The organism is Streptomyces aurantiogriseus (genome assembly GCF_014649375.1).
GTDB classification, from domain to species: domain Bacteria; phylum Actinomycetota; class Actinomycetes; order Streptomycetales; family Streptomycetaceae; genus Streptomyces; species Streptomyces aurantiogriseus.
In genome coordinates this window covers 68,861-82,536 of sequence record NZ_BMSX01000031.1, presented here as the reverse complement: position 1 = coordinate 82,536, position 13,676 = coordinate 68,861, and the positions used below count along the sequence as shown (strand labels likewise).

Below are 13,676 nucleotides of genomic sequence, written 5' to 3'. Positions count from 1 at the left end.
AGTGGGGTTGTGCGGTGGCTTGTTGCGCCGCTTCCCTCAACGGCGCCTCGCGCGAGCGGGGTTTGCGGATCGGTGCGATTCCTCTGCCGGCCGAACCGCAGCCACCTTTCCCTGACGGTACGGATGCGTGCGGAAGAGGGTGCGAGTGTGGGGCGTCCGGAAAGACCTGTGGACCCGGAGGCCGGGCCCGTACAGCGGTTTGCCTACGACCTCCGGGAGCTGCGGAAGGCCGTCGGCCGCCCGGCGTACTGGACGATGGCCCGGTCGGCGGGGTACTCCGCCACCACCTTGTCCGAGGCGGCACGTGGCGAACGGCTTCCGTCGTTGGCTGTCGTCCAAGGCTATGCACGGGCGTGCGGCGCCGACCCGGCGGAATGGGAGCGGCGGTGGAAGGAGGCCGCCGAGGCGGCGGCCGCGGTTCGAGCGGACACTCCGGATGCCCTGCCGCCCTACCGGGGGCTGGCGCGGTTCGAAGGGGACGACGAGGCGCTGTTCTTCGGACGGGACCGACTGGTCGAACAGCTGTGGGAGTTGGTGTGGGGGCATCGATTCACGGTGATCTTCGGGGCCTCGGGCAGTGGCAAGTCCTCATTGCTGCGGGCCGGATTGCTGCCGCGGCTGAGGGAGGCGATCGCACAAGGCGAGGGCCAGGGCACCCTGCGGTTGTTCACGCCGGGGGACCGGCCCGCCGCGATGTACGGAAGATTGCTCTCTCCCGCAGAGGGGGAGCCCGAGAGCTGGGTCGTGGTGGACCAGTTCGAGGAGGTGTTCACCTTGTGCCGGGATCGAGAGGAGCGAACCCGCTTCCTCGACCTGCTGCTGGCGGCTCGCGATCCGCAGAGCCGGTTGCGGGTGATCATCGCTGTGCGGGCCGACTTCTACCATCGCTGTGTCGAACACCCGGGTCGGGCGGACGCGTTGTCCGGCGCAGGGCTACTGGTGGGACCCATGAGCGCGGAGGAACTGCGCGAGACGATCGTCAAGCCGGCCCAGGCGGCCGGGCTTCTCGTGGAGCGGGAACTGACGGCACGGATCGTCGAGGACGTCCTTGGCGAGCCCGGTGGGCTGCCGATGCTGTCGCACGCACTGCTGGAGACCTGGCGACGCCGCAAGGGCCGACTGCTGACGCTGGCCGCGTACGATGCGGCGGGAGGTGTGCACGGCGCGATCGCCGCGAGCGGAGAGGACGCGTACGGCAAGCTGGACGCGGCGCAGGCCCGTACGGCCCGGCAGCTGCTGCTGCGGATGGTCGAGCCGGGGCAGGGGACCTCGGACACCAGGCGGCCTCTCACGAGGGCCGAACTGGAGGAGTTCACAAATCCCGAAGTGCCCGCCGTGGTGGAGCGGTTGGCCGGTGCCCGTTTACTGACCGTGGACGAGAAGGGCGTCCAGCTGGCCCACGAGGCGCTGCTCACCTCCTGGCCCCGGCTGCGCGAATGGATCGAGGAGGACCGGGACCGGCTGCGTCACCACCGGCGGCTGACCGAGGCCGCCCGCGCCTGGGTGGAGCACGACCGCGACCCCGGTGCGTTATGGCGGGGCGGGCGTCTGGTCGCCGCGCAGACACTGTTCGCGCGCCGTGGTGAACCGGACGGCCTGACCACCCAGGAGAAGGCTTTCCTGCGTGCTTCGACGGACGCCCGTGAGACGGAGCGACGTGCCGCCGCGCGCACCACCCGCAGAGTCCGGCTTCTGGTCGCCGCGCTCTCCGGCGTGCTGGCACTCGCGCTCGTGGTCGGCATGGTCGCCTGGCAACAGCACATCGACAACGAGCGGCAGCGAACAGACACCGCGGCCCGCAGGGTCGCCGCGGTCGCCGACGCGATGCGAACGACCGATCCGCGGACCGCCCAGCTGCTCGGCGTCGCCGCCTGGCGCATTTCGCCGCTGCCGGAGTCCCGCAGGGCACTGCTCGGCGCCCTGGCGCAGCCCGAACTGGACATCTTCACCGACCCCGCGCCAGGAGACGGCCCCAAACGTTTCCTCGCGGACTCCGGCCGTACGCTGCTCAGCATCGACGGTCGCACCTGGCGGACGTGGGACGTGGCCGCGCACCGCAGGACCGGCTCGGGTCGGCTGCCGACGGGGGACGTCGTCGCCGTGGGGCCGGATGCCCGGGTGCTCGCAGTCGCCCGGGACGGTGGTATCCGCCTCTGGGACAGGAGAACCGGCCGCCTGACCGATACCGTACGCCACCGTCCGGGCGCGGCCCTGCCGGGCATTGCCGCTGCCGGCGATGATTTTCTGCTGACCGAGACGGACGGCGACCGCGTGCGCGTGCTCTCGGTCACGGACGGCACCACTATTTTGGAGAGCCGGTCCGCCGGTCCGGCGCACATGACATCGAGCCGCGACGGACGGTTCGTGGCCGTCTGCGCAAGCGGCGGCCCCGTGCAGGTCTGGGACACCGTGCGACCGCGTACCGTGCCCGGCGCTTGGGAGCGGGTTCTCGACGACTGCGGCACCCTCGTCTTCGGCGGCGGAAGCAGGCTGGCGACTCTCTCGGCGGATGCCGTACACGTCTGGGACACCGGGAAGGGGAGCCAGATCGCCGAGATCGACCATCCTGGCGCCACTTACGCCGCCTTCAGCGAGGCCGGGGGCGGAGCCTTCCTGGCGACCGCCGACGAGGAGGAGATCAGAGTGTGGCGGTTGTCGGCCCCCAGCACCCCGGTCTTCCGGTACTCCCTGAACAACCAGCACCTGTGCTGCGGTCTGGCCTGGGACGCCCGCCGTCCAGTTCTGCGCTATCTCGAAGGCAGCACCGTCCATTCCCTCGACCTCGCGGCCGCGGTCACCGCCGACTGGCGTGAACGCCCCGTGGACGAGGCCCTGCTCAGTCCCGACGGCCGCATGCTCGCCACCGCTCAGCGCTTCGGCACCTCCTACCGTTTCCAACTGCTCGACACCCGCTACGAACTGCCGCCGCTCCCCTTGCCGTCTCCACCTCTCCCCGTCTCCGACGACCCCGCCCTGCCTGTCCTCCCGCAGCACACGAAGCCGATGATGGCTTTCAGTCCCGAAGGCACCGCCTTCGCGTACGGTGTCTCGGCACCGGGTCGCCGGGTCTCACCGCAACGGGTCACGGTCTGGGACCTGAAGCGCTTGAGAGCGCACTCCGAGCTCGAGGTGTCCACACCCGGGTTCGTGCCGCCGCGTCCGGTTGCCGCCGTTGCAGCACTGACCCTTGGACCTGGTGGCCGCAGCCTGTATGCCACCCGCAAGCTTCCGAGCGGAGCACTCGTCAATGAGGTCTGGAACACGGCGCAGCGCCGTCGCACGACGACTCTCACCGGCCTGGCCAGCGACCACCTGGCGTTGCGCCCCGACGGCCGCATGATGGTCGGCGACGGCCGGCTCGTCCGCTTGCCTTCCGGGTCCGTCGGCCCGCGTGACCTCGTACAGGGAGACCGCATCAGCGCCCTGGCCTTCAGCCCCGACGGCTCACGCCTCGCGGCAGGCGACCGGACCGGCCGGGTAGCCCTGTGGGACGAGGACCTTCGCCGCCGCACCGGTGTGCTGCGCAACGTGTTTCCCACCTCTCTGGGCAACGGACCGGAGGCTGTGAGTGCCCTCGCGGTGAGTCCCGACGGGCACACGCTGGCCGTCGGGGGCACTGCTGGCACCCTTCAGCTCTGGGACACGGCGACCCAGCAGCCCCTCGGCGGTCCGCTGCCCACCCCGGGCGGGGAGGTCCGCACCCTCGCGTTCAGCCCGGACAGCGGCACGCTCTACGCGGCCAGCGCACACGTCCCGCTCCAGCGGTACAACATCGAGCCGTCCCGGGCGGTTCTCCGGGTCTGTGCGCGGGCGGGTACCAAGCTCGACGAGGCGCAGTGGCAGACGTACATACCCGAGGAGCCCTATCGCCGGGTCTGCGACTCACTCCATGCACCGTGAAGCAGTCTGAAGCAGTGTGAAGGCGCCGTCGCGGCTCTCAAAGCCGGGACGGCGGCCGGAGCCGAAAGCGCCCAAGCGCCCCGCAGGCGGGCGGGCGGGGGCTGCGCAGCGGCACCAGATCCTCCCGCAGCAGGCAGAGGAGAGCCCCGCGTAGGGGCCAGGACGCAGGCCCCTACGCCTGCTTAGACAGGTGGACAGCCTCGAGTCCGGATCGATCTGGGCAGTCGCATGGGCCTTTACCTCTGAGCGTGGACACCTTGGGGCACTGGACCTTGAGGGTCCAGAGGAAGAGTTGTCACGGACAGTGATGAAGGTGTCCTCGGCGGAGTTCAGGGCGGACGCCGTCGCGCTGTACCTGTCGGAGCCGAAGAACACGTGCGAGGGGGTCGCGAAGGACCTGGACCTGGGGATCAGCCAGGAGACGCTGCGGAACTGGGTCCGCAGCGAGCGGCAGACCGGGCAGGTCGGCTCGCCCCGGCAGGCTTCAAGCCTGTCCAGGTATCCTCCGACTGGGTGTTGGAAGAGGAAAACAACCAGCTCAGGGCCCGGATCCGGGAGCTGGAGACCGAGCGGGAGATCCTGCGGAGGGCCGCGAAGTATTTCGCCGGCGAGACCAACCGGTGAGCCGTTTCCAGTTCGTTGAGGATCATCGCGGCGCTTCGGCGTCAAACGGCCGTGTCGGGTGCTTGAGGTCTTCCGGTCCGGGTTCCACCGGTGACTGAAGGCCGCCCCGGCCCGCATGGAGCGGGCGCGGAAGAGAGAGACCCTGAACCGCTCCGGGATCGGTGGAGGCTCTATGCGTTGACTCCAGCCGCCGGTTGGGGCTCGAGTTGAGCGTAGTAGTTGATCTCGTGCTCGTGGGGCGGGATGTCTCCGATTGCTGTGTGGAGGCGCTGGTTGTTGAACCAGTCGACCCATTCCGCGGTGGCGAGTTCCACGTCGGCGAGGCCGTGCCAGGGCTTGCTGGGCCTGATCAACTCCGTCTTGTAGAGGCCGATCTGGGACTCCATGAGCGCGTTGTCCAGGGCGTCGCCGACGGTGCCGATCGAGGCGTCGATGCCGGTGTCGAGGAGGTGCGCGGTGAACGCGAAAGACGTGTACTGGCTGCCCGCGTCCGAATGATGAACCAGCCCCGGCCCAGCGGGAGTTCCGGCGCGGCCGCGGCGCCACAAGGCCATGTCGAGGGCGTCGAGGACGAGCTTGGCCCGCTTGCTGGTGGCGGCGGACCAGCCCACGATCGCCCGGGAGAACAGGTCCACGACGAACGCGACGTAGACGATCCCGGACCAGGTGGCGACGTAGGTGAAGTCAGCCACCCACCGCTCGTTAGGACGCGACGCGGTGAAGTCGCGCTGCAGCAGGTCAGCGGCCCTCTCATGGCCTTCGTCCCGGACGGTGGTGCGGATCTTCTTCCCGCGCCGGGCGCCCTCCAGGCCCAGGTCGCGCATCAGCCGGGCGACGGTGCAGCGAGCCACGGGGAGGTCTTCGCGGTGCAGCTGCCGCCAGACTTTTCGGACCCCATAGACGCTGAAGTTATCCGTGTGGACGCGGCTGATCTGCGCCTTCAGCTCCGCATCGCGGACCGCCCGGGCGCTGGGGGCGCGGTTCTTGGCGGCGTAGTAGGTGCTCGTTGCGATCTTCAGGCCGTGGCTGGTCAGGACTCGGCAGATCGGCTCGACTCCGAACATCTGGCGGTGTGCGTCAATGAACGCTACGAGCGTTTCGACGGCCGGTCGAGCTCGGCCGCGAAGAAAGCTGAGGCCGCCTTGAGGATCTCGTTCGCCCGTCGCGACTCTGCGACCTCGGCCCGCAACCGCTTGATCTCTGCGGCCTCGTCCGAGGTCACCCCGGGCCGCCGGCCGGTGTCCACTTCGGCCTTGCGGACCCAGGTCCGCACCGTTTCCGCCGCACCGATGCCCAGCTTCGCGGCCACCGCCTGCATCGCGGCCCACTCGGTCGGATAGTTCGGGCGGACCTCCGCGACCATGCGCACCCCACGCTCACGAAGGCGCGCAGACCACTCGGCAACAGCCTCGACCAGAAGCTGTTCGCGGCCCTACCGATCAAGCAGGCGGCAGACCGGCACCGCGCGCCACAGCTCTGGCGCCATGCTGAACGTCCAAGCACTGCTGCGGGTCCGCGTCGGAAGCGGCACCGTTGAAACCACCTGGCGCTCCATCGGCTCGACCCACGCAACACTTCGGGCAAAAGGGTGAGCGGTTCGCCACGGCAGCATCAGGCGCAGAGAGCTGAATCTCGGCCGATGAGTGCGGCGCGTTCTACCTACCGCGCTGCGCAGCAGACATCGACCGTGATCGCCCGTGTCGGCTCCCAGGCGCGGGGCACGAGCCTTTTCAGCGGTGCCGCTCCAGGGTGAGGACGGCGGCGGAGATTGACGACATTCGATTTGGACTGCACCGGGATCTGCGGAAGATCCGCCATGACTTCAGTCGCGCGACGCCGCGCTCGACGGGTGCTCGTGCCCCGGAAAGCGCGCGGTTGACGGATCGCTGGGTCGGCGTGAGGTCATGGCCTGGCGGACGTCTGAGGGGTGTCGTCACCCACGGGCCGGCGGATGCTGAAGCGCCAGATGCCCGGTCGCGCCAACTTCGACCTGCTCCGCAAACGGGTCCTCCTCGCCGCGCGAGGCCGTTCATGATCGCGGTTTCAGTGACCCTCCGAGGCCCTGGCACTGAAAGTGATCCAGAACCAGATTTCAGCCGCCGCCGACAGGGGTTCAGTCCGGCGCGTCCAATGACACCCGAGAGGGCGCCATCGGCAACTGTCTCGATATGCCGCGCGAGCAGTGTCACCTATCCCGGCCAGGTCACGGCTCGCTGGAGGACGCACCATCGGTGCTCAAGTTCAGCCAGAGCCGGCCGGCAAGGAGACACCTCCTACATGTACTTCCGAGTGCATCAGCATCCAAGATGTCTGCTACAGAACGGCACGGGACCACATTTGACACCCGGAATGCCCGGATATGCCGCACGGGTAGTGGACGGGGACCACAATACTTACAGCCCGAATTCGACCCGGATTCAACCTCGAGGTTGTTCAGTGAGTAAACATGGTCCTCTGACCTGCGGAAATAGAGAGTGGCAGACGAGCGGGCCATACGCCGGGTTCTTGGCACAAGCGGTCGGTTCGCCACAGCGGCTGGACGTATAGCCTCCGGCCCGAAGCGCCGACCGGCGCGGTCTGCGGCGGCTTCGGCCGCGCGGGCGCGGGCATCGCCGGGGTCCAGAGAGAGCTGGCGACAGGCCCTGCCAGTTGACAGCAGGTTGTCTGCGCGGATCACGAAAGCGCGTATGCTGGCTCGCTGCAATCCGAGACCGGCCAGCAGGCTCAGCGTAGCCGTGGCGAGGGCGGGCGAGTGGTTGGTGGGCTCCGGCAGGGTGAGGGTACGCATGGTGGAGCTGCGGTCGGCGTACCGCACTGTGAGGGTGAGTCGGCTCGCGATCTGGCTTTCGCCGCGCAGGCGTTGGCCGATCTGGTCGGCGAGTCCCAGAACTGCAGGGTGATGCTGTGCCGGGTCGAGGCAGTCCCGCTCCAGCACGACGTCCAGCGCACCCTGCCACGGTCCGGCCCGCCCGGTCGGGGGCGGGCCGGACAGGGCTCCTCAGGCCGACTCCGTCTCCGGACGGCCCGGCGCCGACCAGTGGGTGTGGAAGGCGCCGGGGCGGTCGGTACGGCGGTAGGTGTGGGCGCCGAAGAAGTCCCGCTGGCCCTGGAGGAGGGCGGCCGGCAGACGGTCGGCGCGCAGGGTGTCGTAGTGGGCGAGGGCCGCGGAGAACGCGGGGACCGGGATGCCGCGGCGAGCGGCGGCGGCGACGGTCTCCCGCCAGGGCACCTGGGCGTCGGTGATCTCCATGGCGAACTCCATCTCACCGAGCAGGCTGACCAGCTCCGGGTCGGCGGCGTACGCGGTGCGGATGCGGTCGAGGAAGGAGGCGCGGATGATGCAGCCACCGCGCCAGATCCTGGCGACCGCGCCCAGGTCGATCTTCCAGCCGAACTCGCCGGCCGCGTCCTGGATCATCTTCCAGCCCTGGTCGTAGGCGATGACCTTCGAGGCGTACAGGGCGTGTTCCACCTGCGAGGTGAAGCGGGCGGCCTCCGTACGGCTGAGCACGGGGGCCGTGCCGCCGGGCAGTCCGGAGTAGGCGGCGCGCAGCTCGCTCTGGCTGGAGGCGGCGCGGGCGAAGGTGGCCTGGGCGATGGCGGTGACCGGGGAGCCCAGGTCGAGGGCCGTCTGCACGGTCCAGCGGCCGGTGCCCTTCTGGCCGGCGGCGTCGACCACGATGTCCACGAACGGCCGTCCGGTGGCCGCGTCGGTGTGGGCGAGGACCTCGGCGGTGATCTCGATGAGGTAGGAGCCGAGGCGGCCCTCGTTCCAGGTGCGGAAGATCCCGGCGATCTCGGCGGGGGTGTAGCCGGCGACCTGGCGCAGCAGGTCGTACGCCTCGGCGATGAGCTGCATGTCGGCGTACTCGATGCCGTTGTGGACCATCTTCACGAAGTGCCCGGCCCCGTCGGTGCCGACGTGGGCGGCGCAGGGCTCGCCGTCGACCTGCGCGCTGATGCTCTCGAACATCGGGCCGAGCACGTCGTACGACTCGGTCGAGCCGCCGACCATGATCGACGGCCCGTTGAGGGCGCCCTCCTCGCCGCCGGAGACGCCGGTGCCGACGAAGTGGATGCCGCGCTGGCGCAGGGCCTCCTCGCGGCGGCGGGTGTCGGCGAAGTGGGCGTTGCCCCCGTCGATGATCATGTCGCCGGGCTCCAGGAGCGGGGCGAACTCGTCGATGACGGCGTCGGTGACCGCGCCCGCCTGCACCATGATCATCAGCCGCCGGGGGCGTTCCAGCGCGGCCACGAACTCCTCGGCCGACTCGGCGGGGACGAACGTGCCCTCGTGCCCGAACTCGTCGACGAGCGCGCGCGTGCGGCCGACGCTGCGGTTGTGGACGGCGACGGTGTAGCCATGGCGGGCGAAGTTGCGCGCGAGGTTGCGGCCCATCACGCCGAGGCCGGTGACGCCGATGGCAGCGGTTGCGTTCATGAGGTACGTCCCTTGTATCGGTGGCGCGGTCGGGGCGGGCGGCCCCTCGTGCCCCCTGGTACGGGCGAGGGGCCGGATCTTCTCGATGGCGAGCCGAAGAGGGGGCACCTTTCTCGGCACCCCTGGCATCGGACCCGCTGGAACACCGCGTCGGCGAGGCGGTCGACCTGGTCCACGTCGGAGGACCGGCATGGAAGTTCTCTCCCGGATGAGTTCCGACACCTGTCCGCACGGTCGCGCCGGCGTCACCCGAACCGGCACCGACCCCGACGAGGCCCGGCTCGCCGCCCTCACCGGCGAGATCCACCGCGTGGTGCGCCCCGGCGCCCCCTTCGTCCTCGCCGATCTCAACCCCGAGGCGACCGGCGCGCGGTTCTCCACCCTGCGCTACGGCGAGCCGGGCGCCGTCTACGCCGACGGCGACACCGTCCCCACCACCCTGCGCCGGCTGAGCGGGACCACGGTCACCACCGCCTGCCACTACCGGTCCCTCCCCCGCTATCAGGACCTGCTCACCGGCGCCGGCTTCCCCGCACCCGACCTGGACCTGCCGCTCGCCCCGCCGCAGGGCGACGGCGCGTCCCAGCCGGCGGAGACGCGCCTGGCCCCGTACATGATCCTCAGCGCTCGTGGACGATCCGACCGTCGAACACCGTGAGGTCGACCCGGACGTCCGTGATCGCGTGCGGGTCACCGTGCACAGCCGCATGGAGCACCTGCTGAGGAAGACGGGCTGCGCCTCCCGTGCCGTGGCCAGCGCCCTCGCGGTGCGCGACGGTGTGCTCCGGCCCGGCCCGGAGAACCTCGGGCACTGTGTGGAGCGGGCGGCTCTCGGCCGAGGGACCGGGATCAGGTGAGGGGCTTCACCTCGCCGAAGAACGCCCGGACGTCGTCGACGAGCAGCTCCGGCGCCTCCAGGGAGAGGAAGTGGCCTCCACGGTCGAGTTCGGTCCACCGTACGACGTGGTGGTCGCGTTCGGCCCAGGGGCGGATGGTCACGTCGCGGGTGGAGACGAGGACGGCGGTGGGGACGCCGGGGCCGGTGCTCCAGCCGTCCGCCGGGCCCCCGTCCCAGGCCTCAGCCGCGGTCTCGTCCCAGGCCTTCGCCGAGATTTCCTCGTAGTAGATCTGGGCGGCCGAGGCGGCGGTGCCGGTGAACCAGTACAGGGAGACGTCCGTGAGGAAGCGGTCCCTGCTGACGCTGTCCTCGGGCAGGCCGTCCTCCGGGGCGGTGAGTTCCTTGAACTTCTCGACGATCCAGGCGAGCTGGCCCACGGGCGAGTCGGTGAGGCCGTACGCCACCGTCTGCGGGCGTTTCGCGTTGCACTGCAGGTAGCCGTCGTTGACGTCCTGCATGGCCTGCCAGCGCCGCTGTTCGACCTCGGTGAGGCCGTCCATCTCGCCCTCCGCGCCCACGGGGAAGGTGAGCAGGGCGTTGACGTGGACGCCGAGGACGGCGTCCGGGGCCTGCCGGCCCATCTCGGGGGCGACCCATGAGCCGGTGTCGTAGCCCTGGACGCCGTAACGGTCGTAGCCCAGGCGGGACATGAGGCGGGTGAGGAGCGCGGCCATGCGGGCCGCGTTCATGCCGGGTCCGGCGAGCGGGGTGGAGAAGCCGAATCCCGGCAGGGACGGGACGACCAGGTGAAACGCGCCGGCCGGGTCGCCACCGTGCGCACGGGGATCGGAGAGGGGCCCGATGACGTCGAGGAAGTCGACGACCGAGCCCGGCCAGCCGTGCAGCAGCATCAGCGGGGTCGCGTCCGGCTCCGGGGAGCGCACATGGAGGAAGTGGAGGGTCTGTCCGTCGATCGTGGTGAGGAACTGCGGGTGTGCGTTGAGCGCCGCCTCCTGTGCCCGCCAGTCGAAGTCGGTGCGCCAGTACGCGGCCAGATCCTTGAGGTAGGCCACCGGCACGCCGCGGCTCCAGCCGACCCCGGGCAGCTCGTCCGGCCAGCGGGTGGCGGCCAGGCGGGCGTGGAGGTCGTCGAGGCTTTCCTGGGGAATGTCGATGCGGAAGGGAGAGAGGAGATCGGTGGCCGGCGTCGCGTCGGATGTCGACGCGGGTGTCGCTTTTTCGGTCATGGGCACGACGCTAGGCAGCACTTGGGTCAGTTCCGGTCCTAACCTTCCGGCAGCCTGGGGCCATGGTGGAAACCTCCGCAAGGCTGCTGAAGCTCCTCGCCCTGTTGCAGACCCACGGCGACCGGTCCGGCGCCGACCTGGCCGAGCGCCTGGGCGTCAGCCGGCGCACGCTGCGCCGGGACGTCGAGCGGCTGCGCGAGCTCGGTTATCCCGTGCAGGCCACCCGGGGTTCCGCCGGGTACCGGCTGGGCGCCGGGGCGAGTCTGCCGCCGTTGCTGCTCGACGACGAGGAGGCGGTCGCCGTGGTGGTGGGCCTGCGCACCGCCGCCGACGGATCGGTGGCCGGCCTCGAGGAGGCCTCGCTGCGCGCCCTGACCAAGCTGGAGCAGGTGCTGCCCTCCCGGCTGCGGCACCGGGTCGGCACCCTGCACTCCGCCACCGTCCGGGCGGGTACGGCACCCGGGCCCAAGGTCTCGGCGGACACCCTGATGGCCGTGGCCGAGGCGTGCCGGCGGCGGGAGCGGCTGCGCTTCGACTACGCCGACCCGCGGCAGGGCACACGCGTCCGCTCGGCCGAGCCGCACGCGCTGGTGAGCTTCGACCGCCGCTGGTATCTGGTCGCCTGGGACACCGACCGCGCCGACTGGCGGACCTTCCGCGTCGACCGGATCGCTCCGCGCACCCCGACCGGCCCGCGGTTCGTCCCGCGGGAGCTCCCCGACGGGGATGTGGCGACCTACCTCGCCCACCGGCTCTCGTCACGGACCTGGCCCTTCCAGGCCACCGTCACGCTGCACGAGCCCGCCGAGGCGGTCGCCGACCGCGTCTGGCCGGGCATGGGCGTGATCGAGCCCGTGGACGATCACAGCTGCCTGCTGCACCTGGGCTCCGACAACCCCCGTGACCTGGCCTGGATGATCACCTCCGTGGACGCCGACTTCACCCTCACCCAGGCCCCACCGGAACTCGCGGAGGCGCTGCGCCGACAGGCGGCACGGTGTCTGGGGGCGCTGGGCGGGGATTGAAGGGCCGTGTGCGCGGGGTTTGCGGTGTTCACGCCCTGACGGGCGGGCGCGGTATGGCCTGCGGCGAGCGCGGTATGGCCTGATCGGTGTTGAGGAGAAACCGCCGTTCGGGGGCGGGCGGGCCGGGGCATGCTCGCCTGCGGGGCGGACGTCGCCGTGCGGTGGCGGGCCCGGCCCGGGGGAAGGCTCTGAAGCAAGGGGGAAGATCCGTGGGTTGGACGAGTGGGGAGTTCGGGGAGTCCCACGAGGGCATCGCCGGCGCGGTCCTCGCCGACGGCAGCGAGCCCAAGCCGGTGTACATGGACTTCGGCAGCGGCGCCGACAGCGGGCTGGAGACCAGCGAGTGGTGGGCGTACGACGGGACGATGCGCCGTCCGAGAGCGACCGGCTACCGTGCGGCGTGCGCGTGCGGCTGGCGCGGCGAGACCCGTCCGATCGACTGGGAGCGGGTGCCGGACGGCCTGCTGTACGACCTGGACACCACTCTCGCCTACCACGACTGGTGCGAGCACCTGCGGTCCGTCGAGCGCCGGACCGTACCGCTCCCGGACGAGCTCACCGACCTGATCGACCGGCTGGAGGACCAGCTGGCCACCCTGGCGGAGCGCGCGCCGGTGGCGGCTCTGAGAGCGGTGGCCACGGTGGAGCGTCTCCTCCCCGGCATCGGCCAGGAGGCGGCCCAGGCGGTCCAGGACGACGAGCTGTCGTGGGAGTCGGTCGGCACGGCGCTGGGGATCAGCCCGGAGCGGGCCCGGTCCCTGCTCACCCGGTACCTCCTGCACCACTGACCCCCGTCGGGGCACCGCTGACCCCGTAGGGGCACCACTGACCCCGTCGGGCGGGTGCCCGGAAAGTGGCCACGTCCGGCCGCGTGTGGCCGCATGTGGCCGCATGTGGCCGCATGTGGCCGAAGCCACGTGACCTGCGGGGCTTCGGCCGTACCGTCCCGCAGGGACCGCGGGCTACGGTTTTCGACGACCCCTGCTCCCGCAGCTCTCGTATGCAACCCGGACGGCTCTCAGTGCGCGCAGACCTCTCCCCCCTCATCGCGGCGACCGCCCAGTGGCTGACGCGGGCCTACCCGGCCTCCGGTGGCGCGCTGGCCTCCGCCCTGTGCGAGGTGCAGGCGCGGCAGGCGGTGACCGTCGCGGCGTGGCTGCGCTACCCGACCGTGATGGACGCCGCCCTGGTCGGCATGGCGGGCCCCGGCGGCTCGGCCAAGCTGGACTGGATCAGCGGCGCGGACACGGACGACGCGGACACGGACGACGCGGCCTGGCGCAGCTGGGTCGACGAGGTCGTGGCCAGCTGGGCGGCCTGCCTCCTCACCGACCCGGAGCTGGCCGCCCTCGCCGTGGCCGGCCTCGACGGCGGCGACCACACGACCGGCATCCCGATGGAGTTCCGCCGCCTGCTCACCCCCGACACCCATGACCGTCAGGCCGCGGCGCTGCTCCGCCACCCGGACCTCCTCGCCCCGGTGGCCGCACTGCACCAGCGTCAGCTGCTGGACCTCCTGGGACCGGGGCAGGCACTGATCGCCTGAGAGGCGGGCGGACGCTGGTGGGGGCCGAGGAAGGCCCCCGTCACAGCCGACGCTG

General features: G+C 71.0%; 10 protein-coding genes and 2 pseudogenes. 7 read left to right on the top strand and 5 right to left on the bottom strand.

Features of this window, described 5'->3' with window-relative positions:
- Positions 1–147 precede the first annotated feature (147 nt).
- Entirely contained in the window at positions 148–3,900 is a 3,753-nt protein-coding gene (locus IE263_RS42135) for an nSTAND1 domain-containing NTPase (RefSeq protein WP_189943406.1), read from the top strand.
- A 307-nt stretch (positions 3,901–4,207) separates the two neighbouring features.
- Positions 4,208–4,615, top strand: a pseudogene (locus IE263_RS42130) (transposase); the annotation flags it as partial.
- Positions 4,616–4,694: 79 nt separating this feature from the next.
- Here IE263_RS42130 and IE263_RS42125 read toward each other — a convergent pair.
- The 4 genes and pseudogenes from IE263_RS42125 to gnd form a co-directional block, all read right to left on the bottom strand.
- A protein-coding gene (locus IE263_RS42125) for an IS3 family transposase (protein WP_229911462.1) occupies positions 4,695–5,887 on the bottom strand; the annotation gives its coding sequence in 2 pieces (ribosomal slippage) (positions 4,695–5,656 and positions 5,656–5,887; 1,194 coding nt in all).
- Between the two features lie 367 nt (positions 5,888–6,254).
- A pseudogene (locus tag IE263_RS42120) lies at positions 6,255–6,479 on the bottom strand (transposase family protein); the annotation flags it as partial.
- Between the two features lie 248 nt (positions 6,480–6,727).
- Positions 6,728–7,459 (bottom strand): DinB/UmuC family translesion DNA polymerase, encoded by a 732-nt coding sequence (locus IE263_RS49160; RefSeq protein ID WP_229911461.1) that lies wholly within the window; start codon positions 7,457–7,459, stop codon positions 6,728–6,730.
- 63 nt (positions 7,460–7,522) lie between these two features.
- The gene (gene gnd / locus IE263_RS42110) at positions 7,523–8,965 is read right to left on the bottom strand and encodes an NADP-dependent phosphogluconate dehydrogenase (RefSeq protein WP_189943404.1); all 1,443 of its coding nucleotides are present in this window, start codon (positions 8,963–8,965) and stop codon (positions 7,523–7,525) included.
- 208 nt (positions 8,966–9,173) lie between these two features.
- Between gnd and IE263_RS42105 the strand changes: the two genes are divergently transcribed.
- Both IE263_RS42105 and IE263_RS42100 read left to right on the top strand, forming a co-directional pair.
- Entirely contained in the window at positions 9,174–9,623 is a 450-nt protein-coding gene (locus IE263_RS42105) for a hypothetical protein (protein ID WP_189943403.1), read from the top strand.
- A complete protein-coding gene (locus tag IE263_RS42100) occupies positions 9,595–9,822 on the top strand; it encodes a hypothetical protein (protein ID WP_189943439.1) in 228 nt (75 codons plus the stop codon). The genes IE263_RS42105 and IE263_RS42100 overlap by 29 nt, the downstream gene beginning before the upstream one ends.
- On the opposite strand, the gene IE263_RS42095 is transcribed toward IE263_RS42100, so the two are convergent.
- Entirely contained in the window at positions 9,815–11,050 is a 1,236-nt protein-coding gene (locus IE263_RS42095; protein WP_189943402.1) for an epoxide hydrolase family protein, read from the bottom strand. The genes IE263_RS42100 and IE263_RS42095 overlap by 8 nt on opposite strands.
- A 62-nt stretch (positions 11,051–11,112) precedes the next feature.
- Between IE263_RS42095 and IE263_RS42090 the strand changes: the two genes are divergently transcribed.
- From IE263_RS42090 to IE263_RS42080, 3 genes are all read left to right on the top strand, one after another.
- Entirely contained in the window at positions 11,113–12,075 is a 963-nt protein-coding gene (locus tag IE263_RS42090) for a helix-turn-helix transcriptional regulator (protein ID WP_189943401.1), read from the top strand.
- Between the two features lie 209 nt (positions 12,076–12,284).
- On the top strand, positions 12,285–12,863 hold the full coding sequence (locus tag IE263_RS42085; protein WP_189943400.1) for a hypothetical protein: 579 nt from the start codon (positions 12,285–12,287) through the stop codon (positions 12,861–12,863).
- Between the two features lie 233 nt (positions 12,864–13,096).
- Entirely contained in the window at positions 13,097–13,621 is a 525-nt protein-coding gene (locus IE263_RS42080; RefSeq protein ID WP_189943399.1) for a hypothetical protein, read from the top strand.
- The last annotated feature ends 55 nt before the right edge of the window (positions 13,622–13,676 follow it).